Raw genomic sequence first — 24,002 nt, 5'->3', positions numbered from 1 at the left:
GAAAGCGATTGCCTGGAGAGGAAAATAAGCCCCAAAAACAATTCATGATTAGTAATGAACCATTCTGAACTTCCTTTTGTCAACAAACTGAAAGAGGATATTCCCCTTGGTTTACTTGTCTTCATTTGTTTGTTCATCAGGTTTTTGGACGATTTCTTTTAATTCCCCAATGTCACCTTTTGCATTGATAATCTCAAAAATCTCATTTAGGCCTTCTGAGGTTTTTTCATCTTCCGTTTTCACTATACCCCTCCTTAATTAGGTTACTGGTTAAGGTCTCCAAAAAACCAGTAGATATAACATCGGTTGCCTTGGAAAATTGATGAAATTCTCTTCGTATTTTCATTGATATAAACGCATTTTAGGCGGATGTTGATTGTAAGAACTACAAAAATTCAAATTTTTTTGTCCGCACAATATGGACAACATTAAAATTATCCATTATTATGATTGTTATAACACTTAGTATAAAGGGATTTACACTAATTCTGTGTGTGTTTATGGGGAAGACACGTGTATTTTTGGAAAAAAGGGAAAAATACAATATTTTTAAAATAGGTGTAAAACATATAAGAATCCTGCATGTATTCCAACCATCAATGAGGGGGTATATTAAATGTCAAGTGAAATATTAAATGAATTTTTGAAAGAAAATTTGGAAGATTTAAAAGAAAAGGGACTTTACAACGTTATTGATCCAGTGGAAGGTGCTAATGGTCCGGTTATCACGATTGCGGGCAGGGAGCTAATTAATTTATCATCCAATAATTATTTAGGTTTAGCAACAGATAGACGATTAATAGAGGCTTGCATAGAAGCGACGAAAACATATGGTGTCGGTGCAGGTGCCGTTCGTACGATCAACGGAACGTTAGATATTCATGTCAAATTAGAAGAAAAGCTCGCCGAGTTTAAGCATACAGAAGCAGCCATTGCTTATCAATCTGGATTTAACTGTAATATGGCAGCGATTTCAGGAGTGATGGATAAACACGATGCCATTCTTTCAGATGAACTGAATCATGCTTCAATCATTGATGGATGCCGACTATCCAAGGCGAAAATCATTCCCTTTATCCATTCCGACATGGACGATTTACGGACAAAAGCACGTCAAGCAAAGGAATCCGGATTGTATAACAAGATCATGATCATTACCGACGGAGTGTTCTCGATGGATGGGGATATAGCCAAACTTCCTGAAATTGTGAAGATTGCCGAAGAGTTCGACTTAATTACGTATGTTGATGATGCGCATGGTTCGGGTGTATTAGGTAATGGTGCAGGAACGGTTAAACATTTTGGGTTATCGGATAAAGTGGATTTCCAAATTGGAACATTATCCAAAGCCATTGGTGTTGTTGGGGGCTATGTAGCAGGAAAGAAAGATTTGATTGATTGGTTAAAGGTGAGAAGCCGTCCATTTTTATTTTCAACGGCTGCCACACCGGGAGCAGTTGCAGCTAGCATAGAAGCCATCAATATTTTGATGAATAGCTCAGAACTTCAAAATAAGCTTTGGGAAAATAGCGATTACTTGAAAAAAGGCCTAAAAGAATTAGGGTTTGATATCGGCGAGAGCGAAACACCGATTACGCCTTGCATTATAGGTGATGAAGCAAAAACGCAGCAATTCAGCAAGAGGCTGAATGAAGAAGGTGTGTATGCTAAATCCATCGTATTCCCTACCGTTCCAAAAGGTACAGGAAGAGTGAGGAATATGCCTACTGCGGCTCATACAAAAGAGATGTTGGATAGCGCATTGGCCATTTATGAAAAAGTAGGAAAAGAGATGTCGATCATATAAGTAGATTGCTTGTTTCAGAGTTTAAAACATGGGGAGGGATTTTTGATGAAAAAGGTCTTGGTAACGGGAGCTTTAGGTCAAATTGGTTCAGAACTGACGCTAAAAATGAGAGAGGTTTATGGAGCTGACAATATCATTGCGACAGATATCCGAAAAACGGACAGCGATGTTGCTCAATCAGGTCCATTTGAAGTTTTGGATGTTACGGATGAAAAAGCGATGTTCAACATGGCAAAAAAACATGAAGTGGATACGATTATACATTTGGCCGCTTTATTGTCGGCAACAGCTGAAAAGAAGCCGCTTTTAGCTTGGCATTTAAACATGGGCGGATTGGTCAATGCTTTGGAAACGGCACGAGAACTCGATTGCCAATTATTCACACCTAGCTCCATTGGTGCGTTTGGTCCAACCACTCCTAAAGATTGGACACCGCAAGACATCATTCAACGGCCGAATACGATGTACGGCGTGAATAAAGTATCCGGAGAGTTATTATGTGATTATTATCATCATAAATTTGGGGTTGATACGAGGGGGCTTCGATTCCCGGGACTGATTTCGTATGTCACACCTCCTGGCGGCGGAACTACCGACTATGCAGTTGAAATTTACTATGAAGCGATTAAAAACAAGCGATATACTTCTTACATTGATAAGGGAACGTATATGGACATGATGTATATGCCGGACGCTTTAGCTGCCATCATTGCTTTAATGGAGGCAGATGCTTCAAAATTGAAACATCGGAATTCTTTCAATGTTTCTGCCATGAGCTTTGAGCCGGAGCAAATTGCAGCCGAAATTAAAAAGCATATACCGGAATTTGTCATGAATTATGAAGTCGATCCTGTAAGACAATCCATTGCAGATAGTTGGCCAAATACAATTGATTCAACATGTGCAAAGGAAGAGTGGGGATTCAAGGCGGAATATGATTTGGAGAAAATGACCAATGATATGTTGTTAAAGCTGAGATTAAAGTCCCTTTTGGTAACAGCGTAATAAACCTGCCAGCCGAATAAAAGAGTTGCAAAACTCTTTTATTCGAGTTATTTTATACAGGGGAATTTTTACGTATGAGGGGTGAACTGTTATAACCGGTAAAAAGTAAGCGCTTTCTATGGCACCACGGACAGAATAAAGAAATAACATGAAAATGGATAGTAATCTTTCTGACTGTCAGGAGTGCTTAAAAGTGAAGAGTGATTTTATGAGGCGGCTTTAAGAAAGATTAAATAAAGTGGTGCCTGCTATATCATTTCTATACTAAATAGGGAGTGTAATAAGCATCTTGCATAAAATTTCGACTATTAGTAGTGTAGGGGGAAATGGAATGGCAAACAAAGATTTGAATAGGGACTTGAAAGGTCGTCATATTCAGATGATCGCTTTGGGCGGAACGATTGGTGTCGGTTTATTTATGGGTTCAGCCAGCACGATTCAATGGACAGGTCCGTCTGTAATGTTAGCTTATGCGATCTCTGGTTTATTTATATTCTTGATCATGCGCGCAATGGGGGAAATGTTGTACTTAGAGCCAAGTACAGGTTCTTTTGCAACGTTTGGTTATAAGTACATTCATCCATTGGCAGGGTATATGACAGCTTGGAGTAACTGGTTCCAGTGGGTTATCGTCGGGATGGCAGAAATTATTGCAGTGGGGACGTACATGCAGTATTGGTACCCTGATCTTCCTGCTTGGATTCCAGGTTTAATTGCAATGGTGATTCTTGGAGCAGCGAACTTAATTTCCGTTAAATCCTTTGGGGAAATTGAATTTTGGTTTGCACTGATTAAAATCGTAACGATTATTTTAATGATCGTTGCAGGTTTTGGACTGATTTTCTTTGGAATCGGTAACGGAGGGGAAGCCTTAGGGTTATCGAATCTTTGGGAACATGGCGGTTTATTTACAGGCGGCTGGAAGGGCTTCTTCTTTGCTCTCTCACTGGTGGTTGCCGCTTATCAAGGTGTAGAATTAATTGGGATTACGGCTGGTGAAGCAAAAGATCCGCAAGAAACGATAACCAAAGCGATTCAAAGTACCATTTGGCGTATTTTAATCTTCTATATCGGTGCGATCTTCATTATTGTAACCGTTTACCCTTGGGATCAATTAAGTTCGATTGGCAGTCCATTTGTTGCGACCTTTGCGAAGGTTGGTATCACGGCAGCAGCTGGAATCATTAATTTTGTCGTAATCACGGCTGCAATGTCTGGCTGCAATAGTGGTATTTACAGTGCAGGACGCATGCTTTACACATTAGGGATGAATGGACAAGCTCCAAAGTTCTTTGCAAAAGTATCTAATAGCGGTGTCCCTTTATTCGGTACGTTCGGAGTGATCGTCGGTTTAGCGATTGGAGTTGTTTTAAGTTATATTGCACCAGAAAATTTATTTGTGCATGTATACAGTGCGAGTGTACTTCCTGGAATGATTCCATGGTTTGTCATTCTGATCAGTCAAATTAAATTCAGGAAGGTCAAAAAAGCTGAAATGCACAATCATCCATTCAAGATGCCGTTTGCACCTGTTACAAACTACTTGACCATCGCTTTCTTGATCATGGTATTGATCGGTATGTGGTTTAATGATGACACACGTATATCTCTTATGGTTGGAATAGGTTTTCTGGCTATCGTAGCAATTAGTTATTTCGCTTTTGGAATAGACAAGCGTGTACAAGCCAATGCTCAGACAGAGGCTAAGAAGGAGGACAAAGTGGGTTAATCCATCATTCACTTTGGGTTTTGCAAAGGGTTGCTGCGGCAACCCTTTTCCAATGAAATTAATGATAAAATGGATTAAAATGATTGCTTCATTGTGAAGGGTGAACTTTTTATGTTTGGACTTAAAAGCCAGAAGAAAAGGAGAAATTGACAATGACCACTTCAAAGAAGAATTTGAGGACTTGCGAAAGGGGACACAAATACTATAAATCCAGCGACTGTCCAACCTGCCCTGTATGTGAGCAGGAACGAAAACCTGATACAGGATTCCTTTCAGTGCTCTCGGCACCTGCCAGACGTGCATTGGAAAGCAATGGGGTAACCTCTTTACAACAGCTATCAACATATAGTGAAAAAGAAATTTTGAAATTCCACGGTATGGGACCAGCTTCTTTACCGAAACTTAGGGAAGCTTTGGAGACAGGTGGGTTATCATTCAAAGCTTAATCAATTTAGTGAATAAGGGATCAGGAACATCTTTTTTATGGACATCATCCTTGTTAAACTGATAGTAACTCTAAAAAGTGAGGTAACGAAAAATCATGAGTTCCTATACTCCCTATTTTGAATTCAATCGAAAAAAGTGGGCATCTTTGCGAAACCATACCCCTCTTCCTTTAACTGAAGAAGAATTGGATAACTTAAAAGGAATAAATGAAGAAATATCCATTCAGGAAGTGGAAGAGGTTTATTTGCCCTTGACTCGTTTGATCAATTTACATGTTGAGGCATCTCAGCAGCTTAACACAGCCACTTCTTCATTTCTAAAAACTGATGCTAAAAAAGTACCTTATATCATTGGAATTGCAGGGAGTGTTGCTGTAGGAAAGAGTACGACTGCAAGGTTACTTCAGACTTTATTATCCAGATGGGATAATCACAGAAACGTAGGTCTTGTCACTACCGACGGTTTTTTGTACCCAAATGATCTTTTAGAAGAAAAAGGATTGATGAAAAGAAAAGGGTTTCCTGAAAGTTATGATACCCAAAAGTTAATCAATCTTATCGGAGATGTAAAAGCGGGAAAAAATAAAGTGGAAGTTCCAATCTACTCACATTTGAAGTATGACATTTTGCCAAATGAAGTGCAGACGATCTGTAATCCGGATATTTTAATAGTGGAAGGTGTTAATGTTCTTCAAGTTGACAAGGAAAATCAAGTATTCGTCAGTGACTTTTTTGATTTCTCACTCTATGTAGATGCAGATGTTAACGACATAGAGCGGTGGTATGTCGAAAGGTTCCTTTTACTTCAAAAGACTGCATTTCAAAGTCCCGAATCCTATTTCCATCGTTATATTGACTTTTCTAAAGAACAGGCCATAAAAAAAGCGACTCAAATTTGGGAAGAAATTAATTTAAAAAATTTACATGAAAATATACTGCCGACAAAAGGACGGGCAAAACTCGTCTTGAAAAAAGGGTCAGAACACAAAGTTGAAAATATCTTCTTGCGAAAATAAAAGAAATAATGTTTTTTTGTAATAGCAATAAGTTAAGAAATTATATTAATGAGGGACTATGAGATAAGTCTTAAAATTAAGAATATTATCGGTGACATTACCTTATATTGGTTTAGCTTTCAGTAATTATTGGTATTGTTATAATATCTAATAATTGGATGGAATTTATGATACTAGTTAAAAAGTTAAGAGTTTAGCAATTTCAGGAAGGCCCTTGTTTTTTAGGGAAAGGGTTACAGAAAGTTCTAATTTCCCTTCTGTTTTTGTCAATAAATGTGTATTTTCCTGGCTTTTTCGAATCTGTCAATATTATTTCACTAACAGTTTCTTCCTTCAATGATGGGAAGTTGCTGAAGAAATCTTTTAATGCGACTATCGGGGCGGATAAGTTTAAGCTAATTTCTTCTCAAAATCAACATTTTAACAAAAAAAGTAATAGTAGAATATTTTAATCTATGAAATAATAATAATAGATTATGATATAGTTATAAGGAGACAGAAAAGGTGTGTTCCTAGTTCGTGCCGGGCTTTTTTTTGACACCTAAGCAGGAGCGCCTACATCTTTTTTGCAAATATAGGGGATAAGGAAGGTTATAATGAGCAACATACAGAAACAAACAGACGTTATCTTAATTGGCGGCGGAGTCATGAGCGCGACTTTGGGATCATTACTGAAAGAGTTAGCACCGGAATGGGAAATCAAAGTATTTGAGAAGCTTGCAAACGCAGGAGAAGAAAGCTCTAACGAATGGAATAATGCGGGTACGGGTCATTCTGCGCTGTGCGAGCTTAACTATACATCCGAAAAAGCTGACGGATCTATAGATATTAGCAAAGCAATTAAAATAAATGAACAGTTCCAAGTTTCATTGCAGTTTTGGTCGTATCTTGTAAACTGTAAGCTGATTGATAATCCGCAAGACTTTATCATGCCATTGCCTCATATGAGTATGGTGCAAGGGGATAAAAATGTAGCGTTCTTAAAGAAACGTTTTGAAGCGCTGTCCAAAAATCCTCTGTTCCAAGGTATGGAGTATTCCGATGACCCAGCAAAACTGATGGAATGGATTCCACTTATTATGCAAGACCGTCCATCGAATGAATCTATAGCGGCAACAAAAATTGATTACGGTACAGACGTTAACTTCGGTGCTCTGACACGCATGTTGTTTGACCACTTAAAGGCTCAAAACGTCGATATCAAATATAAACATAGTGTTGATAATGTTAAACGTGCCAGTGATGGCTCATGGGAATTAAAAGTGCGTAATGTCGATACCGGTACCGTAGAACGTCATAATGCTAAATTCGTCTTTATCGGAGGCGGGGGCGGAAGCTTGCATTTACTGCAAAAATCCGGCATTCCTGAAGGGAAACATATCGGAGGATTCCCGGTAAGTGGATACTTCATGGTATGTAATAATCCGGAAGTTGTTGCACAGCATCATGGGAAAGTATACGGAAAAGCTAAAGTTGGTGCACCACCAATGTCTGTTCCGCATCTTGATACACGTTTTATCGACAATAAAAAATCGTTGCTATTTGGACCATTTGCGGGCTTCTCACCGAAGTTCTTAAAAACAGGTTCAATGTTCGATTTAATAACTTCCGTAAAACCGAATAATGTTTTAACTATGTTGGCGGCTGGCGCAAAAGAGATGCCATTGACAAAATACTTGATCCAGCAAGTTATGTTATCGAAAGAACAGCGTATGGAAGAGTTACGAGAGTTCATCCCGAACGCTAAGAGCGAGGATTGGGATTTAGTAGTAGCTGGCCAACGTGTACAAGTTATCAAAGATACTGCTGAAGGCGGCAAAGGTACACTTCAATTTGGTACGGAAGTTGTAAGTGCATCCGATGGCTCAATTGCAGCATTGCTAGGTGCTTCTCCAGGGGCTTCTACTGCTGTTCACGTTATGCTTGAGGTAATTAATAAATGCTTCCCGCAACGCATGAAAGAGTGGGAACCGAAAATTAAAGAAATGATTCCTTCTTATGGAGAGTCACTAATGGAAAATACAGAGCTTTTGCACGAAATTCAAACTTCTACATCAGAGACGCTTGGTCTTAGCAAAAAAAAAGAGCTAGTTTATAGTTAATTTTTGGATATCGAAGCAACATTGAAATTAAAAACAACAGAACCTTTAATCGATCTTTGATTGAAGGTTCTGTTGTTTTAAAGTCTATTCAATTAAGGATGCATATTTGCAGGCAAATTCGAAGAAAATTGAGTTTATGGCTTGTACAATTTGGACGTTGATTGGAACGAGAGGCACTCGGCTTTCCGCGGGCGGTCCTCCCTCGGCTTGCGACTGCGGGGGCTACCCTTGACGCGCTTTTCTAAGCAGGAGTCTCGAACACCCGCTCCAATCAACTTAGTTTTAACTTTAGATAAAACCCTTTTGTCTACAAACTGAGGGATGCTATTTTAGCATCCCTAAAGATTTCTGCTTCTAATGTATTTTTGAATTTATTTTGGAAATGGTCTCTTTATCGCAAATTATGAAAAGCTGTGCATCATCAGGAATTCGTGCATCTAATTTTTGGTTTATGTTAAGGTCACCACGATCTGCTACCAGTGTGGCCCCTTTATTAAGAAGGTCCATGAATGCATCACGATAGGTTCGCCATTCATCTTGTTTAGAAATCTCATACATCGTCTCTTCATACTTTGAGCTCATAAGTTCTGAATACATGTGAGTGACTCCATGAGAAAATAATGATCGTACTGCTGCGTGGGAGATCATTTCTTGTGTAGGAATAAACTCATCCACCTTTACACGCTCAAATAAACGAATATGCTTTTGATTGATTACCTCAGCGGTGACGTGTATTGCCGTATTGGTTTTTTCTTCAATGGACGTTATGGCAGTGGCCACTAATAATGTCTTTCCATCGACAAGTAACGGATCCTTTGTAGCATAATTATCTTGTGTTATTTGGTCAGCAAAAATGATAACGCCTTTTGCTTTAGAAAGATTTGCACGGAGTAATGTTTCTTCATCCGTGGCATCCCCGCGAACATAAAACAGACGCTCCTCCATCATGGGGGATTTTTCCAGGTTATCAATGATTACAATATCGATGGTTTCATCAGATTTAAAAATTTCTTGAATTGCTGATTTTGACTTTTCACTCCATCCAATCAGAATGATATGATTTTTACCTGTATATTTCATTTTTCCACCAACTTTACGTTTTTCGATAAGATATACAGATTTAATGATTTTTCCAATAAAAAGACTAACAAGCCCAATACCCGTTATGTATAGACCGATGGTAAATGCTTTTCCAAGATCGGTGACCGGTGCATAGTCACCAAAACCAACCGTAGCAAGCGTTGTAAGAACCCAGTAAACTGAAGTTAAATATGATTCGAACGTCTGTGGCTCTATAGAAAAAGCAATATATGCTGCAACTAATATGTATAAAATGGCAAATGGTATAAAGATTTTCCCTCTTAATTTAATCAGGTAATATATTATTTTTTTTACCTTAATTCTCATCATATCCATCCTAGTTATTAAGTCATCGTCGATTGAATTTATATTTCCCCAATTTAACAGATAATTAAACGTAAGTGTAAGAACTATTTATCCCCAAGTTGGGAGCAAAAAGCATATAAAAGAAAGCTGGGTTGGATGTGTGACGTTCAGCTCTGTTTTGTATGAAAACACAATAGTAAAAAAGCCATGCTAAAATAAACCCTCCATATTCTCATTTTTTTGATGGGGGTAAATGTACTATGTCGTTATTTAACTGGTTATGCAGTTTGTTGTTCAGATGGAGCGATTGTATAGCCTTTCTTTTTTAGGTATTCGATCATTTTTAATTCTTTGTTATTTTGTTTTTCTTCAAGGTAATTTGAGCCTAGTTCATGATAAGGTTCTCCTGTTTTTAAGATGTTGTAAGTAATCGTTAATAGTAAATGGGCAGATGCGATTCGTCCCTTCATTTTCCCCTGTCGTTTAGTAATCCTTTTTCGATGTGAAGCAATTCGATTATTTTGCCTTGATGTTGCTAATACACATTCTACGGCCATTGTTTTTAAAGCTTTATTTCCTTGTGTGGTTTTACTCGTTTTTTTTTACCAGCACTTTCGTAATTTCCAGGACTCACACCAGCCCAAGAGGCAAGATGTTTAGCTGACTTAAATACGGACATATCAACACCCATCTCCGCAATAAAAGTGGCTGCGGCAGCTTTGTTCACACCAGGTATACCATCCAATAATTCTACTTCTTTACGATAGGGGGACAGGAGTTGATCGATTTGTTTTTCCAATTCTTCTATGGTTTGTTCTAAATAACCCATATGATCCCAATGGTAACGCAACATATCACGATGATGACGGCGAATACGACCATTAATTGCACTGGCAATGTCAGTTATACTTGCTTTTGTTCGCCAATCCACCATTTTTCGAAGACCATCGGTCTCTATTTTTTCACCATTTAGAATCGCTTCAAGGATACGACGTCCCGATAAACCAAAAATGTCTGATAGAACGGATGTTAGCTTGATATTAGCATCTTGAAGGATTTTGTGAATGCGATTCTGCTCTGATGTGCGATGATGAATCAATTTTTTTCGATAACGAGTAAGATCTCGTAAATCACGAATATCCTCTGGTGGGACAAAATTGTTTTCAATAAGTCCGCATCTTAGAAGCTTGGCAAGCCATTCGGCATCTTTCACATCAGTTTTACGCCCTGGAACATTTTTGACATGTCTGGCATTGGCAAGAACAAGGTGAAAAGAACCTTCGAGTATATTCCATATTGGTTTCCAGTAGACTCCGGTACTTTCCATCACAACATCGGATACCTGAAGAGTAGTGAGCCAATCACTTAAAGCCAAGAGTCCGGTTGTTGTAGTTGAAAAAGTTTCAATAGAGGTCTTTGGCTTTTTATCTAATGGACCTAATAATACACAGGCTACTACTGTTTCTTGGTGTACATCTAGGCCAGCACACCGTTCAATCATTGCTTCCATAGGAGAAATCACCTCAAAAAAGATTAACAATACATATGACAGGAGATTTGTTACAAAAATTTTTGTATACGTACTAGCAGTACACTAAATGGTTCTTCCATACTGTCACAACCAGTTTCTTATACAGGGTATCTTCCTTAAGATCCACCAAAAAAAGTTCAGCCTGGTTGTATTGTTATTTTCCATTATTGTCAAGGGGTTAATGGGTTAGACTCTATTTTGAGTTTAGATTTTCGTAGTAGATGGTGGCGGCGAGGAGCGCCGCCATAGGAGTTTCTTATGCAAAAAAGGGGCAGGAACACTGGGTTTTATCAGCCCAAGCTTAATAGACCACTCATTCAGTTAGTTTTTGGTACCAAAACTATAGATTCTGCTCATAAATTTCGCTCTGATTTTAATATAGATTATAAAAAGGACAATAATAGATGAATTTTAGAATATAAATTATAAAATAATCATCAAAAAGTAAAATAATTATTAGAATTTTCAGTATACAATGAATGTTAAATAATGATGAGGACAAGTGAAATGAAAGCGGATACAAGTGAAAGAGTAAAGATATTAAAAAAAGAACAGGATTGCATATAAAAGTCTCGCAACAAGTGGCAGTGCTTCGCATGTTAATGAACAATATTACCGGGTTGTAGTTGTGCACCGGTACACGGGGGATTGGAAAGCGGCACATAGCTGGGGTGTTTTGCTGCTGGAATAAGGTGATACTTTACGTGATTGGATGTGGGCATGACGCCAGAATTTACCCAGTAGGCAATTAAATTAAAGGGGGAATGATTATGGAATCACCAAATGTTGCGACAAATACGAAACAAGAGGAGCCGCAGATTCAATCTACTACGAATGTACTGAAGTTTATTATATACAGTTTAATAGGAAGTTTTATGTTTTTTATTCCCATTACCATAAATGGTGTTTCAAGCATACCAATTGATCATATAGTAACATGGATCAAAGTAACCTTGCCGTCAGCCGTTCCCATTTATGCTCTTATTGTCATTCTATTAGGAGCTGTTTATCCATTTATTTCAAAAAGCTGGAGCAAAGATAAGGTATCAATCGTTTTTTCTTTATTAAAAGTATTAGGTGCTGTTGTTGCGATCTTAATATATTTCAAGATCGGACCCGAATGGTTAATGGCCCCAAGTATGGGTCCTTTCCTTTTCGAAAAACTTGTCGTACCTGTAGGTCTTGTCGTTCCTTTAGGTGCTATATTTTTGGCGCTTCTCATTGGATACGGGCTTCTCGAATTTTTGGGTGTACTGATGCAGCCGATCATGAGGCCGATATTTAAAACGCCGGGGCGTTCAGCGGTTGATATGGTTGCTGATTTAGCAGGTAGCTATTCCATTGGTATGCTTATTACGAATCGACTATATAAAGAAGGAAAATACACCCTTAAAGAGGCAGCTATTATTGCAACTGGCTTTTCAACGGTTTCAGCAACGTTCATGATCGTTGTAGCAAAAACCCTCGGGCTTATGGACTTATGGTCGCTTTTCTTTTGGGTTTCTTTAGGAATCACGTACCTTGTCACTGCCATTACCGTACGCATTTGGCCATTAAATAAAATGAGCGACGAATATTATTCGGATAATGCGGATCCAGAAGAAGTTATCAAAGAAGGACTTTTCCGAAATGCCTGGAACAGTGCGATGGTGGGAGCAAATAATTCCGTAAGTCTTGGCAGAAATTTATGGGCGAACTTAAAGGACGGTTTTCTTATGACAATGAGCATTCTGCCGTCCATTTTATCCGTTGGTCTCATCAGCCTTGTATTAGCGGAGTACACTCCAATATTCAATTTACTTGGCTATCTTTTTTACCCATTTACCTGGGCATTGCAAATACCTGAACCATTTTTGGCTGCAAAAGCTTCAGCTATAGGAATTGCAGAAATGTTCCTGCCGGCGCTTCTTGTAGTTGATGCACCTCTGGTAACTAAGTTCATCATTGCCGTGGTTTCTGTTTCATCCATATTGTTCTTTTCAGCGACGATACCTTGTATCCTATCAACCGAAATCCCGATCAGCATTACGAAGTTGATTGTAATCTGGTTTGAACGGACACTCATCACGTTAATTATTACGGCACCCATCGCAATATTGCTGCTTTAGTGCAAATCAATGAATCTTAATTCGATCACAAATCGAACGGATACGTTCGTATTATAAGGTCGACCAGTAAAAATTACTGGTTGGCCTTTTTTTGATAGAAGTAGACATGGTAGGGCTCACGGTTGCGCGGGACATTTGAAGCAGGGGGAGTGGAAGGCGGAAAAACAATTCCTTGTATTCTAGTTTAAAAGCATCCAAAAGTTAATTGATTTAGTTTTTTTCTTATCCAACTAATGGGCATCTACTATTAGGGATGACTAAAGGACCCTGGTGAATACCACCTTCCAATGGTCTTGTTTTAGATGTATTGATGACATGATCGGCCATTTTTATCGAGAAGGATCCCATAGCCTTTTTGTGTTTTCCATCACATGAACAATATTAGGAAAAACATCCATAAAAATTATTTGGAGAAAATAATATTTATTCTAAAAATTCATATTATAATACTTTATTCTTATGCTATATTATAGGGAGAATTATTTATTATCACGTATAATTTAGAATTGGAGTGATTTGAATGAAGAAACTTGGTTTATTGAGTATGTTTTTGATTTTAACTATCTTTATCTCGGCTTGTGGAACCAATGAAGGAAAAAATGCAGGTGAGGAAAAGAAACCTGAAAAGGTATATAAAGTTGGTGTGGATACGACTTATCCTCCTTTTGAATTTAAAGAGGGGAACGACTATAAAGGTATCGATATTGAATTGATCAATGCAATCGCGAAAGACCAGGATTTCAAAATCAAATTGTCTCCAATGGATTTCGGTGGAATCATTCCGGCTATGCAAGCCAATCAGCTTGATGTGGCCATTGCGGGAATGAGCATTACAGAGGAAAGAAAAAAGGTAGTGGATTTCTCAACACCGTATTTTGATGCAGGGTTAACAATAGTTGTTAAGAAAGATAATACAAGCACTAAAACCGTTAAGGATCTTAAAGGAAAAACCATAGCAGTGAAAAAAGGAACAACAGGTGCTAAATATGCACAGGATAATGCTACGAAACTAGGAATCAAAGTTGTTCAATTCAATGATAGTCCAGCGATGTTCCAGGAAGTGGCCAACGGTAATGCGGATGCCCTTATAGAAGATTATCCTGTCATCTCATATGCAATCGCCCAAAAAGATCTTGGGTTGAAAATCGTAGGTGACCGTTTGAATGGTGACCAATATGGAATTGCTGTATTGAAAGGGCAAAACGAGGATTTATTGAAAAAAATAAATGATGGTCTTGCCAATCTTAAAAAAGACGGCACGTATGATGAAATTATAAAAACGTATCTTGGTGAATAAGGTTAATAAACGATAGATTAAAGCTCATTAGGCGCGCTTATTGCGCGCTTTCTTTTTCAAAGGGGTGAAAGAAATGGATATAATTGTTGCGGCGTTGCCACTTTTATTAAAAGGACTTCAGGTGACACTTTATATCTTTGTGATTGCCATTATCCTAGGGTTTTTGATTGGTTTACTTGTCGCATTGCTGCGACTTGCCCCCATCAAAATCTTGAACTGGATTGCAAAGGTTTATGTGGATGCAATACGAGGGACACCGTTCATCGTTCAGTTATTTTTTATCTATTTTGGTGTGAATTCATTGAATTTGATTTCTTTGGACAGTACAACAGCTGGAATAATTACCGTTGCAATCAATGCAGGGGCATATTTTGCTGAAATAATAAGGGCAGGGATACAATCCATCGATAAAGGGCAAACGGAGGCAGCAAGATCCATCGGGTTCACTGGAGCTCAAACAATGAGATATGTCGTGCTTCCGCAAGCCTTTAGAAGGATGCTCCCTACCATTACGAATCAATCGATCATCAGCTTGAAGGACACTTCTCTATTATCCGTCATTGGTATAGCCGATTTAACCCAGCAAGGTCAGATTCAAGCTTCGGCAACTTTTGAAGCATTCAAGATTTGGCTGGCCGTGGGTGTGATTTACTTTATTATCATCTATTTGTTAACCCTAATTGCTAATTTCATAGAAAGGAGGGTACAAGTTCGATGAGCATCATTACAGTAAAAAACCTGAGAAAATCATTTGGAACTGTCGAAGTTTTAAAAGATATTAATGCAGAAGTGCAGGAAAAGGAAGTAATTTGCGTAATAGGCCCTTCTGGATCTGGAAAGAGTACATTCCTGCGTTGCCTGAATCTCCTTGAGGAAGTTACGGGCGGCGAGGTGGTCATTAACGGACATGATATAACCGATCCTAAAAGGAAAATCAATATAAACAAAGTCCGGCAAGAAGTTGGAATGGTTTTTCAACATTTCAATCTATTTCCTCATAAGACCGTTTTGGAGAACATAACCTTGGGCCCTATTAAAATTCGTGCCACCGATAAAGCGGAAGCAGGAAGATTAGCGCTTGAGTTATTGGATAAGGTTGGTCTAAAGGAAAAAGCAAATAGCTATCCAGGGGAACTTTCCGGCGGACAAAAACAGCGGGTCGCCATCGCAAGGGCATTGGCGATGAATCCGAAGATCATGCTATTTGATGAACCGACTTCGGCCCTTGACCCTGAAATGGTCGGCGATGTTTTGGAGGTAATGAAACAACTGGCTAAAGAAGGCATGACAATGGTCGTCGTTACGCATGAAATGGGCTTTGCCCGGGAAGTCGGGGACCGGGTGATATTCATGGATGGAGGGTATATCGTGGAAGAAAATGAGCCGAATGAATTATTCGGTAACCCTCAGCATGAAAGAACCAAAGCATTCTTGAGCAAAGTGCTTTAACGGGATGTTTTTAAGATCGTAAATCATGAATGAAGTTGTGCATAAAGTGTGGACAAAGGAATGCGGGAAATGAGGGGAAACCCAAACGCATGAGCCTTTCCCTCATCTTTGTGCATAACTTTTTTTGTTTTTAGAGCAGGAACATATCAGTCAGGAGATGTTTTTATTCATATCAGCTTCAATCGGGCAAACGTCACAGAAAAGAAACCTATGCATTCAACACATGCATAGGTTTCTTTTTATTTATTTGGCACCGTAACTAATCAAGTTCGTCATGATTCGATATCCGCCTGGAACCTGGCCTTGAATTTGCCTGTATAGGACAAGGTTGGTGTAGAGGTAGGTGCCATTACCGTATTTAGCCATAAGGATACCGCCATCAAATGGTTCTTCATTCGGGTCAGCCATGGAAATGAATGTTTCATACCGTTCATCCCATTCCATTGGGAAATACAATCCTCTTTCTTGGACCCAATTGCTCCAGTCATCATTTGTTATTTTATTTGGATAGGTAAAAAGCGCCGATTCTGGTTTCGACACGTTTACTGTGGCTTTTTCATCGGTTACCCGCCAGCGAATCGAAGGATTCCCGAGGGTAAGAGGATATGGAGCCGTCTTCAAGGCATCCCATCCATCACCCGGTTTATGGTATTGCACGACGAGATGTCCGCCGTTTTCCACATACTCAAGTAAGCGCGCGTTATTTGCCTTTAAATCTTCCCTCGATAGATAGGCACGGATGCCTGTAACGATCGTGTCATATTGACTTAAATCACCTTCAGCTAAATCAGCTGCAGTTAACTTCGTAATGTTCAGCCCTGCATTGCTTAAGTAATCTGCCACTTTATCGAATCCGCTTTCAATGTACCCCACTTTTAATGAAGCTGGCTTCAAAAGCTCAAATGCAACGGTATTGATAGCTGCTGGGTATTGGTAATAGAATGTTCCGATATGGTCATAGGAAATCTCCTGAATGGTCGAATCAAAGGTTTTCCCATTGACAGTGGCTGCAGCCTTCACCTGATATTCGCCTTTTTGGATGGCCTTCGGTGGTCTGAGGGTGAACTTCACTTGTTTTTCTTCTGATTTTTCATTAAATGATACAGTGGCATTTTGGGGATGAACTCCCCAATTTTCAGGGACTTTTAAAGCGACCTTTGCTGATGCTTTTCCTTCTGTATAATTTTTCAAGGTCACCGTCACTGGGATGTCCTCTTTTACATCTGCTGTATTTACGACGATATCTTCAGGAGATAAGGTAAGGCCAACGTCGGGAAGGACGGCGATCGTTCCATCCAATTCTTCCTTGATGAAAGTTTTTGTGCTCCCGTATTTATAAGAAATGCTGGTCGTAATGGTTGATTCATCATAGGCATGGTAATAAGCTGCATCTTCAGGGACTTCAACTAGGTAGGTCATTGTCGCTGATTTATTAGGTGCCAGATTGACATCTTTTGATTTTGTTTTTGTCTTCCATCCTTTAGGCACGTTCAATGCAGCAGCGACTTTTTTCAATGTTTGTTTCCCGTTATTCTTCATGGTTATGGTTACGTACGTATTTTGACCTTTTGTAAGAATCTTTGAAGCTGCTTTAGCTTGAACCTCGAGCCCTGAGGAGACATAACTGACGTTTTGCAATTGCTCTTCTTTTAATGAGAGCTTATGAAGCAAGTCGTTTTTGATGGCAGGGCTTAGCTTTGCCTTTTTGACTTGCGCAGTAATTGAACGAACATTAGAAAGAGCTTTTTGGGATGTTGAAAAAACACGTTTTGCATGGGGATAAGCCTCAATAACAGCGTCCAGATTCCGTTGCAGGTATTTAAATTCACCTTTTAATTTTGAAGCAGAGCGAGGGAGTTTTTCAGCCCATTCAGTAAAATTGTAAGGTACACCTGCAAAAAGGTCCGACTCGCTTTTTGTATCAACCGCGCTTTGCTTCAAATCCAAATGGATCTGGCGTGGTGCTGCAGGGATATCAGAACCCATGCCTTGGCTTTTGTGCAGATAGCGGGATTGTTCTCCAAGCTGTGGGTAAGTCATTTTGTATATTGGGTCATATTTACCGATTTCTATCGAAGTGGTTGCTTGATCTGCCGAGGAAACGGGCAAATATAACTTTTTCACTTGCCATACCGATAGACCTTGTTTCAATTGTTGTGGAAACACAGTTGGGTCGGCGGCATCCGTAAAGGCACGTTCACTTAGGATTGTCATTGTTCGATGATGTCCATGCTGGGTATCATCATTTTGAAAGGATGGCATCAATATATCTGGTTGATACGTCCGAATAAAGCGGATAAGCCGTTCATATGTGAGTTCCTCGCCCCATTTTTGTAATGTTTCCTCTGGTGTTTTAGAGAAACCGAAATCATAAATGGGATCAGAGGTGGTTTCACTTAGATGATAGGCTTTAACCCCGGTGATTTTTGCAGCTTCTATCATTTCCCTCGAACGGATGATTCCAAGAGCGTTATCCAGTTCATCCCCAGTTTCATTTTGTCCTCCCTCACCACGGTTTGCAATCAGGCTGGATGTTTTCACCCCTAACCCTCTCGATAGATAAGCGAGAAAGTCACTGCGTTCATCATCGGGATGGGCACCGCTGTTCAAGAATGTCACGGTCGTTTCGAGCGGCTTGACCGCATTCCATAATTCGACGTTGGTATCATCAGGATTTGCAGCGCTGCCTCCAAGCGGCAATGATGCAAGAACCAACAAAAGGGAAAACAACGATAACAAAGCTTTTTTCATTCTTCTTTTAACCCCCTTCAACTTTTATAAAACAGCTAAAAAAATGTAGGTTAGTAATGTTTTCTAACTAACCAGACAAAAAAACCTATCTAATAAATAGCACTAATGGTTATAAATGTAAATAATGCGAAGTAACTATTAAAAAATGAACATTTTAAATGTTCCGAAAAAATCTTGTGCGTTGAAATTATTTAAGTTATATTTTTACTTAATTAGGAAGATTTACTAACTAAATAATGTAAGGCCGTGATGTGATGAGTTTTAAAAGGACACCCAGTCATCAAAAATATGTAAATAAAAAAAGAATCATACAATGCATCCAAGAATGCTCACCCATTTCAAGAGCTGAAATCGCCGTTAAGCTTCAGCTAAGTAAACCAACTGTTTCTCAGGCTGTGGATGAACTTATACAGGAGAAATGGGTATTCGAGAAAGGAATAGGAGTATCCTCATCCCAAGGCGGGAGGAGGCCCATCCAGCTCTTTTTTAATGAAAAGGCTGCCTATATCATCGGTGTCGATATAGGCGGGACGAAAGTGAAAATCGTTTTAAGCGATTTAAGCGGCAACATCCTTGCTGACACTAGTTTTTCAACAAACACTTATTTAAATTCAGGGCTTCTTAAACAAATGGCGATTGAAACGGAGCGGTTAATTGCAAAGAATCAGATTGCGAAGGAAAGGATATTGGGGATGGGAGTCGGGATCCCTGGCATTACGCAAACGGCAAGCGGATTAGTAATAGAGGCACCGAGTTTAGGCTGGGTACAATATCCATTTATAGCAGAAGCGAAGCGTTATTTTGATTTCCCCATCTTTCTGGACAATGATGTAAACGCGGCTGCACTAGGTGAACAGTGGCTGGGTAATGCACAAAATAAGCGGAATTTGCTGTTCATTGCGGTTGGCACGGGAATCGGAAGCGGCATCATCTTGAATAACCAGTTATACAGAGGAGCTTCCAGTGCCGCTGGGGAAATGGGATATATGGTGACGGACAAAGAGGATATAAAACGTGAATTCAAGCCACTTTTCCATAGATACGGCTATTTGGAAAGTGTCGCAGGAGGCAAGTCGATTGGCGGTCATTTCACCAGGGAGGTCCTCAAGGATCCTCACCATTTTTTATTCGAACGGGCCAAATCTTCCGAACTATCGGGGGAGGATGCTTTTTTGGCTGCAAAAAAAGGAGACACGGCAGCTATGGCCATCATAAATGAAGCCATCGAACATTTAGCCTGCGGAATTGTCAATGCCGCTAGTTTGCTAAATCCGGAAGTGATCATTTTAGGAGGTGGTGTATTAAATTCTGCTGAATACATTTTACCTAGAATTCGGGAGGTCGTTGATCGATATCTTCCAAGTTTAGTAGAAATGAAAACTTCACAACTGGGAGAAAACGCAGGGGTGCTTGGAGCGGTTTCCCTTTTCTTAAGGGAACATGATGGCATTTTGAATTTTCGTGATGAGGGGGAATATTAATGAAAAATAGGAAAAAGTCGCTTGTTTCAGTACTGACCTTATCGGCAGCACTATTAGTTTCGGGGTGTAACGGTACAGATACGAAAACGAATTCGGATGCTGGCGAAAAGGGTGAGCTCGAAGATAAAATCGTTGTTTATTCGCCGCATGGCAAAGATATTTTATCAAAATTCGAAAAGCAGTTCGAAGATAAGTATGGCATTGATGTTGAGTGGCTTGATATGGGGTCTCAGGAAATCCTTGACCGTGTTCGTTCAGAGAAAAGTAATCCGCAGGCAGACGTTTGGTGGGGGGCACCTTCCACGAACTTCAATCAAGCAAAGGATGATGGGCTGCTGGCCGCTTATAAGCCTAGCTATTCCGATAGTCTCGATGAAGGATTCCGCGACCCGGAATGGTATTGGACAGGAACGAGCCAGACACCGGAAGTCATCATGTATAACAGCAAAGAATTATCAAAAGACGAGGTACCGAAAGATTGGGATGAGCTGCTTGATCCGAAATGGAAAGACGAAATCATCATCCGCTATCCGTTAGCCTCCGGAACGATGAGGACAATTTTTTCTGCGATGATCTACCGTACGTATAAGGATACAAATGATCCGAAAGAAGGGTATGACTGGTTAAAGAAGCTCGACCAAAACACGAAGGAATATTCAGCGAATCCTGAAATGATGTATAACAAGGTAGCCAAAGGAGAGGGCTCACTTTCCGTTTGGGCAATGCCGGATGTCGTCATGCTGAAAGAAAATAAAAATTATCCATTTGAATTCGTCATTCCAGAAAGCGGAACGCCAGTATTGACAGAAGGTATCGCCATCGTTGAAGGTGCCAAGCATCCCAAAGCGGCTGAAGCCTTTTATGAGTTCGTGAATTCACCAGAAGCCGCAAAAACATTAGCAGAAGAATTTTACAGGATTCCGACCAGAAGTGATGTGAAGGGTTTACCTGAATGGATCACGGAAACGGAAATTAAAGCGATGGAAATTGATTGGAATGCATTCCAGGAAAAAGGTGACGAGTGGATGAAATACTGGGACGAAAATATTAAAAGTGGAGATAAAGAAATTAAAGAATAAGGAAGTGTCGTTGGGATGGCGTCAATAAAAATAGAGAATGTCCAAAAAGCCTTCGGGAAAACGATAGCTGTTGACCAGTTAAATCTGGACATCAAAGAAGGTGAGTTTTTTACCTTTCTTGGTCCAAGCGGCTGCGGTAAAACGACAACACTTCGGATGATTGCCGGTTTTTATTATCCAACTAAAGGTGTCGTCCGATTTGGCGACAAAGATATGACGCGTGTACCTCCGGAGAAAAGAAATACAGGCATGGTTTTTCAAAACTATGCCCTCTTTCCCCATATGACTGTTTTTGAAAATGTAGCGTTTGGCTTGCGTGTGAGAAAGGTTTCTTCTGCTGACTTAAAGAAGAGAGTGCTGGATGCCCTCCAAAAGGTCAGGCTGGAGAGCTACTCGAATCGTCAAGTGAGCCAGTTAAGCGGAGGACAGCAGCAGAGGGTGGCCCTTGCGAGAGCACTGGTCATTGAACCGGAAATATTACTGCTGGATGAACCATTAAGTAATCTGGATGCCAAGCTTCGTGATGAAATGAGAGTGGAAATCTTAAGGCTGCAGCGTGATTATAAGATTACCACCATTTATGTCACACATGATCAGGCAGAGGCATTATCCATGAGTGATCGAATCGCTGTGTTCAATTATGGTGTATGTCACCAGGTCGGGACGCCAACAGAAATTTATAATCGGCCGGCCAATGATTTTGTGGCGAGTTTTATAGGCGAAATTAATCTTTTGCCCGTTCAAGTTGAAAAAGTTCATCAAGATAATATAGAGGTTGCCCTTAAGAATAGTGAACAACCGATTAAATTGAATGTGGAAAATCAAGCTAGGGACGGAATTTCAATCATACAGAGTGATGCTGACCTTGCTGTTTCGATTCGTCCTGAAGCAATCAGGATTCTGGATGTGACCGAAGAAGGAATGAATATCTTTAAAGGTAAAATAAATTCCGTCCAATTCTTTGGATCTGTTGTGAATGTCATGGTGGATGTTCAAGACGTGTTACTGAGGGTCGACGTATTTAACACCCATGATTTTGGATACTTTTATCAAGGAAAGGAAGTGTATGTCCAGCTTCCCGAGAAACAGCTGCGTCTTATCCCTGTCATAAGCGGTGATGCGCCATGATTAAAAATCGTGATACGAGATTGACGGTTTGGCTCCTTATACCAGTTGTATTGGTGCTTATCGCATATGTACTCTACCCGTCAGTGAGGACCTTTATTGAAAGTCTGCACAAAGACGGAACGATATCCCTTGGAAATTATCAGGACTTCTTCGTACAGGAATCGAAAACGAACTTAGAGGCTCTTTGGAATTCTGTTTATATATCCATATTGAGTGTATTGGTCAGTGCCTTGATTGGCATTCCGCTCGCATTCATTTTTAACCGTTACGATTTTCCCGGCAGAAGCTTCTTTTCATCAGCAGCGATTTTGCCGATTGTCCTTCCATCATTGGTAGGGGTCATGGCCTTTATGTTTTTATATGGAGAATCGGGATTGATTCCAAATGCCATCAAGGACCTGTTTGGTCTCGAGAAGGTTCCATTCAAGATTGGCGGGGTATCGGGAATCCTTATCGTGCATGCCTATACGATGTATGTTTATTTTTATATGACCGTATCCGCTGCAATCAATAAAATAGATCCGTCACTTGAAGAAGCGGCGTATAACTTAGGCGCAAATAAAATCAAGGTTTTTTTGAAGGTGACATTTCCATTATTGACACCTGCCATCGTTGCCGCTTCACTACTTGTTTTCATGATATCGATGGCTTCTTTCAGTGCCCCGTTTTTATTAGCTGGCGGATACAGGGTGTTAAGCCTGCAAATTTATTTTTCAAAAATCAATGGTGATATGGAAATTGCCGCTACTCAATCCGTCATCCTATCCATCGTTTCGATTTCATTTCTATTATTCATGCGTTGGTATCAGAATAGGAAGGATTATCGCATGGCTTCGAAAGGAATAGGCGCACACAGGAGTGAAGTGAGGAACCCATTTATAAAATGGGTGATGGTCCTAACTGGTATCATCGGCGTAATTATTCTGCTTTTACCGCACTTTACGATTCTATTGCTTTCACTTGTGCCGGATGGAACCTGGACATTTCAAACGTATCCCACAGTATTTAATGTGGAAAATTACAGGCTTTTGTTTGAAGACCCTAATATCTTCAAACCGTTACGAAATAGTTTACTGATGGCGGTTATTGCAACGTTGGCAAATCTGGTGTTTGGGGTCATAGCGTCTTATGTACTTGTCAAACGGAAATTCGTCGGGAAAAGCTTTGTCGATATTCTAGTCATGATTCCTTGGGCGTTGCCTGCAACGGTCATAGGGATGAACTTGATATTCGCATTCAATGAACCTAGCGTTTTTTCTTTCGGTCAAATCTTGGTAGGAACATTTTGGATTTTGCCGCTTGCCTATTTCATCAGGCATATTCCACTCGTTGTCCGGTCGACTAATGCCGTTCTGGAGCATCTGGATGATTCGATTGAGGAAGCAGCCAGAAACTTGGGGGCTAAGTGGTTTTATACCTTCAGAAGGGTCATATTTCCGATTATTATGCCTGGTGTTTTATCAGGGACATTATTGGCATTTATCGAATCTGTGGGGGAATTCCCGACCTCGGTCCTGTTGTACACGATTTCAAACAGGCCCATATCCATTGAAATCATGAATCAGCTTCGGATGTTCAATATGGGGCAGGCCGCTGCCTATGGGATGATTCAAATCACGCTGATTGTAATCGTTCTCTTTATTTCGAACAAGTTTTTTGGAATCAAAGCGGAAAAAGCTTTATAAAA

Annotated in this window: 19 protein-coding genes; 14 read left to right on the top strand and 5 right to left on the bottom strand. The window is 39.8% G+C overall.

All coding sequences use genetic code 11. From position 1 onward, the window contains the following. Positions 1 to 111: 111 nt before the first annotated feature. Positions 112 to 243: a hypothetical protein gene (locus ACZ9AO_RS10960; RefSeq protein ID WP_258832873.1), complete on the bottom strand. Its 132-nt coding sequence runs from the start codon at positions 241 to 243 to the stop codon at positions 112 to 114. A 373-nt stretch (positions 244 to 616) separates the two neighbouring features. Between ACZ9AO_RS10960 and ACZ9AO_RS10955 the strand changes: the two genes are divergently transcribed. From ACZ9AO_RS10955 to ACZ9AO_RS10930, 6 genes are all read left to right on the top strand, one after another. Continuing rightward, complete coding sequence (locus tag ACZ9AO_RS10955; RefSeq protein WP_063595225.1) at positions 617 to 1,807, top strand: glycine C-acetyltransferase; 1,191 nt, start codon at positions 617 to 619, stop codon at positions 1,805 to 1,807. A 45-nt stretch (positions 1,808 to 1,852) separates the two neighbouring features. Beyond that, complete coding sequence (locus ACZ9AO_RS10950; protein ID WP_476109060.1) at positions 1,853 to 2,812, top strand: L-threonine 3-dehydrogenase; 960 nt, start codon at positions 1,853 to 1,855, stop codon at positions 2,810 to 2,812. A 331-nt stretch (positions 2,813 to 3,143) separates the two neighbouring features. Beyond that, the gene (locus tag ACZ9AO_RS10945; RefSeq protein WP_095390487.1) at positions 3,144 to 4,541 is read left to right on the top strand and encodes an amino acid permease; all 1,398 of its coding nucleotides are present in this window, start codon (positions 3,144 to 3,146) and stop codon (positions 4,539 to 4,541) included. Positions 4,542 to 4,693: 152 nt separating this feature from the next. Then, the gene (locus ACZ9AO_RS10940) at positions 4,694 to 4,987 is read left to right on the top strand and encodes an RNA polymerase alpha subunit C-terminal domain-containing protein (protein ID WP_251541483.1); all 294 of its coding nucleotides are present in this window, start codon (positions 4,694 to 4,696) and stop codon (positions 4,985 to 4,987) included. A 95-nt stretch (positions 4,988 to 5,082) separates the two neighbouring features. Then, the gene (coaA, locus tag ACZ9AO_RS10935; protein WP_063595223.1) at positions 5,083 to 6,003 is read left to right on the top strand and encodes a type I pantothenate kinase; all 921 of its coding nucleotides are present in this window, start codon (positions 5,083 to 5,085) and stop codon (positions 6,001 to 6,003) included. 596 nt (positions 6,004 to 6,599) lie between these two features. Then, the gene (locus ACZ9AO_RS10930; RefSeq protein WP_476109059.1) at positions 6,600 to 8,105 is read left to right on the top strand and encodes a malate:quinone oxidoreductase; all 1,506 of its coding nucleotides are present in this window, start codon (positions 6,600 to 6,602) and stop codon (positions 8,103 to 8,105) included. A gap of 354 nt (positions 8,106 to 8,459) precedes the next feature. On the opposite strand, the gene ACZ9AO_RS10925 is transcribed toward ACZ9AO_RS10930, so the two are convergent. The 3 genes from ACZ9AO_RS10925 to ACZ9AO_RS10915 all read right to left on the bottom strand — a co-directional run bounded on the left by ACZ9AO_RS10925 (position 8,460) and on the right by ACZ9AO_RS10915 (position 11,001). Next, complete coding sequence (locus ACZ9AO_RS10925) at positions 8,460 to 9,512, bottom strand: potassium channel family protein (RefSeq protein WP_063595222.1); 1,053 nt, start codon at positions 9,510 to 9,512, stop codon at positions 8,460 to 8,462. 257 nt (positions 9,513 to 9,769) lie between these two features. Then, the gene (locus tag ACZ9AO_RS10920; RefSeq protein WP_101226107.1) at positions 9,770 to 9,961 is read right to left on the bottom strand and encodes a hypothetical protein; all 192 of its coding nucleotides are present in this window, start codon (positions 9,959 to 9,961) and stop codon (positions 9,770 to 9,772) included. 92 nt (positions 9,962 to 10,053) lie between these two features. Continuing rightward, positions 10,054 to 11,001 (bottom strand): IS110 family RNA-guided transposase, encoded by a 948-nt coding sequence (locus ACZ9AO_RS10915; protein WP_476109058.1) that lies wholly within the window; start codon positions 10,999 to 11,001, stop codon positions 10,054 to 10,056. Between the two features lie 791 nt (positions 11,002 to 11,792). Between ACZ9AO_RS10915 and ACZ9AO_RS10910 the strand changes: the two genes are divergently transcribed. The 4 genes from ACZ9AO_RS10910 to ACZ9AO_RS10895 all read left to right on the top strand — a co-directional run bounded on the left by ACZ9AO_RS10910 (position 11,793) and on the right by ACZ9AO_RS10895 (position 15,876). After that, entirely contained in the window at positions 11,793 to 13,130 is a 1,338-nt protein-coding gene (locus tag ACZ9AO_RS10910; RefSeq protein ID WP_476109057.1) for a YjiH family protein, read from the top strand. Between the two features lie 520 nt (positions 13,131 to 13,650). Next, on the top strand, positions 13,651 to 14,427 hold the full coding sequence (locus ACZ9AO_RS10905; protein ID WP_048685177.1) for a transporter substrate-binding domain-containing protein: 777 nt from the start codon (positions 13,651 to 13,653) through the stop codon (positions 14,425 to 14,427). A 73-nt stretch (positions 14,428 to 14,500) separates the two neighbouring features. Continuing rightward, positions 14,501 to 15,145 (top strand): amino acid ABC transporter permease, encoded by a 645-nt coding sequence (locus tag ACZ9AO_RS10900; RefSeq protein ID WP_048685180.1) that lies wholly within the window; start codon positions 14,501 to 14,503, stop codon positions 15,143 to 15,145. Then, positions 15,142 to 15,876, top strand: a complete 735-nt coding sequence (locus ACZ9AO_RS10895) for an amino acid ABC transporter ATP-binding protein (protein WP_048685183.1) — start codon at positions 15,142 to 15,144, stop codon at positions 15,874 to 15,876. Before ACZ9AO_RS10900 ends, ACZ9AO_RS10895 begins: the two co-directional genes overlap by 4 nt. Before the next feature lie 243 nt (positions 15,877 to 16,119). Here ACZ9AO_RS10895 and ACZ9AO_RS10890 read toward each other — a convergent pair whose 3' ends face one another. After that, positions 16,120 to 18,627, bottom strand: a complete 2,508-nt coding sequence (locus ACZ9AO_RS10890; RefSeq protein WP_476109056.1) for an NEW3 domain-containing protein — start codon at positions 18,625 to 18,627, stop codon at positions 16,120 to 16,122. Between the two features lie 254 nt (positions 18,628 to 18,881). Between ACZ9AO_RS10890 and ACZ9AO_RS10885 the strand changes: the two genes are divergently transcribed. From ACZ9AO_RS10885 to ACZ9AO_RS10870, 4 genes are read left to right on the top strand one after another with little or no spacing between them, the layout of a single operon-like run. Further along, on the top strand, positions 18,882 to 20,108 hold the full coding sequence (locus ACZ9AO_RS10885) for an ROK family transcriptional regulator (protein ID WP_476109055.1): 1,227 nt from the start codon (positions 18,882 to 18,884) through the stop codon (positions 20,106 to 20,108). Beyond that, positions 20,108 to 21,187, top strand: coding sequence for an extracellular solute-binding protein (locus ACZ9AO_RS10880; protein WP_476109054.1), 1,080 nt, complete (start codon positions 20,108 to 20,110; stop codon positions 21,185 to 21,187). The genes ACZ9AO_RS10885 and ACZ9AO_RS10880 overlap by 1 nt, the downstream gene beginning before the upstream one ends. Before the next feature lie 15 nt (positions 21,188 to 21,202). Beyond that, on the top strand, positions 21,203 to 22,315 hold the full coding sequence (locus ACZ9AO_RS10875; RefSeq protein WP_048685194.1) for an ABC transporter ATP-binding protein: 1,113 nt from the start codon (positions 21,203 to 21,205) through the stop codon (positions 22,313 to 22,315). Further along, complete coding sequence (locus ACZ9AO_RS10870) at positions 22,312 to 24,000, top strand: ABC transporter permease (RefSeq protein WP_476109053.1); 1,689 nt, start codon at positions 22,312 to 22,314, stop codon at positions 23,998 to 24,000. Before ACZ9AO_RS10875 ends, ACZ9AO_RS10870 begins: the two co-directional genes overlap by 4 nt. Positions 24,001 to 24,002 lie beyond the last annotated feature (2 nt).

The sequence above is a fragment of the Peribacillus sp. TE19612 genome, from assembly GCF_056279465.1.
Note: the sequence above shows the minus strand (reverse complement) of the source record. Positions and strands in the feature narration are given on the sequence as shown.

What these genes read in the sequence shown, in the direction of transcription:
- ACZ9AO_RS10955 (WP_063595225.1), top strand. Translation starts at nt 617, where the DNA reads ATGTCAAGTGAAATATTAAATGAATTTTTGAAAGAAAATTTGGAAGAT.
- ACZ9AO_RS10950 (WP_476109060.1), top strand. Translation starts at nt 1,853, where the DNA reads ATGAAAAAGGTCTTGGTAACGGGAGCTTTAGGTCAAATTGGTTCAGAA.
- ACZ9AO_RS10945 (WP_095390487.1), top strand. Translation starts at nt 3,144, where the DNA reads ATGGCAAACAAAGATTTGAATAGGGACTTGAAAGGTCGTCATATTCAG.
- ACZ9AO_RS10885 (WP_476109055.1), top strand. Translation starts at nt 18,882, where the DNA reads ATGAGTTTTAAAAGGACACCCAGTCATCAAAAATATGTAAATAAAAAA.
- ACZ9AO_RS10895 (WP_048685183.1), top strand. Translation starts at nt 15,142, where the DNA reads ATGAGCATCATTACAGTAAAAAACCTGAGAAAATCATTTGGAACTGTC.
- ACZ9AO_RS10930 (WP_476109059.1), top strand. Translation starts at nt 6,600, where the DNA reads ATGAGCAACATACAGAAACAAACAGACGTTATCTTAATTGGCGGCGGA.
- ACZ9AO_RS10870 (WP_476109053.1), top strand. Translation starts at nt 22,312, where the DNA reads ATGATTAAAAATCGTGATACGAGATTGACGGTTTGGCTCCTTATACCA.
- ACZ9AO_RS10875 (WP_048685194.1), top strand. Translation starts at nt 21,203, where the DNA reads ATGGCGTCAATAAAAATAGAGAATGTCCAAAAAGCCTTCGGGAAAACG.
- ACZ9AO_RS10890 (WP_476109056.1), bottom strand. Translation starts at nt 18,627, where the DNA reads ATGAAAAAAGCTTTGTTATCGTTGTTTTCCCTTTTGTTGGTTCTTGCA.
- ACZ9AO_RS10880 (WP_476109054.1), top strand. Translation starts at nt 20,108, where the DNA reads ATGAAAAATAGGAAAAAGTCGCTTGTTTCAGTACTGACCTTATCGGCA.
- ACZ9AO_RS10900 (WP_048685180.1), top strand. Translation starts at nt 14,501, where the DNA reads ATGGATATAATTGTTGCGGCGTTGCCACTTTTATTAAAAGGACTTCAG.
- ACZ9AO_RS10905 (WP_048685177.1), top strand. Translation starts at nt 13,651, where the DNA reads ATGAAGAAACTTGGTTTATTGAGTATGTTTTTGATTTTAACTATCTTT.
- ACZ9AO_RS10920 (WP_101226107.1), bottom strand. Translation starts at nt 9,961, where the DNA reads ATGAAGGGACGAATCGCATCTGCCCATTTACTATTAACGATTACTTAC.
- ACZ9AO_RS10925 (WP_063595222.1), bottom strand. Translation starts at nt 9,512, where the DNA reads ATGAGAATTAAGGTAAAAAAAATAATATATTACCTGATTAAATTAAGA.
- coaA (WP_063595223.1), top strand. Translation starts at nt 5,083, where the DNA reads ATGAGTTCCTATACTCCCTATTTTGAATTCAATCGAAAAAAGTGGGCA.
- ACZ9AO_RS10915 (WP_476109058.1), bottom strand. Translation starts at nt 11,001, where the DNA reads ATGGAAGCAATGATTGAACGGTGTGCTGGCCTAGATGTACACCAAGAA.
- ACZ9AO_RS10910 (WP_476109057.1), top strand. Translation starts at nt 11,793, where the DNA reads ATGGAATCACCAAATGTTGCGACAAATACGAAACAAGAGGAGCCGCAG.
- ACZ9AO_RS10940 (WP_251541483.1), top strand. Translation starts at nt 4,694, where the DNA reads ATGACCACTTCAAAGAAGAATTTGAGGACTTGCGAAAGGGGACACAAA.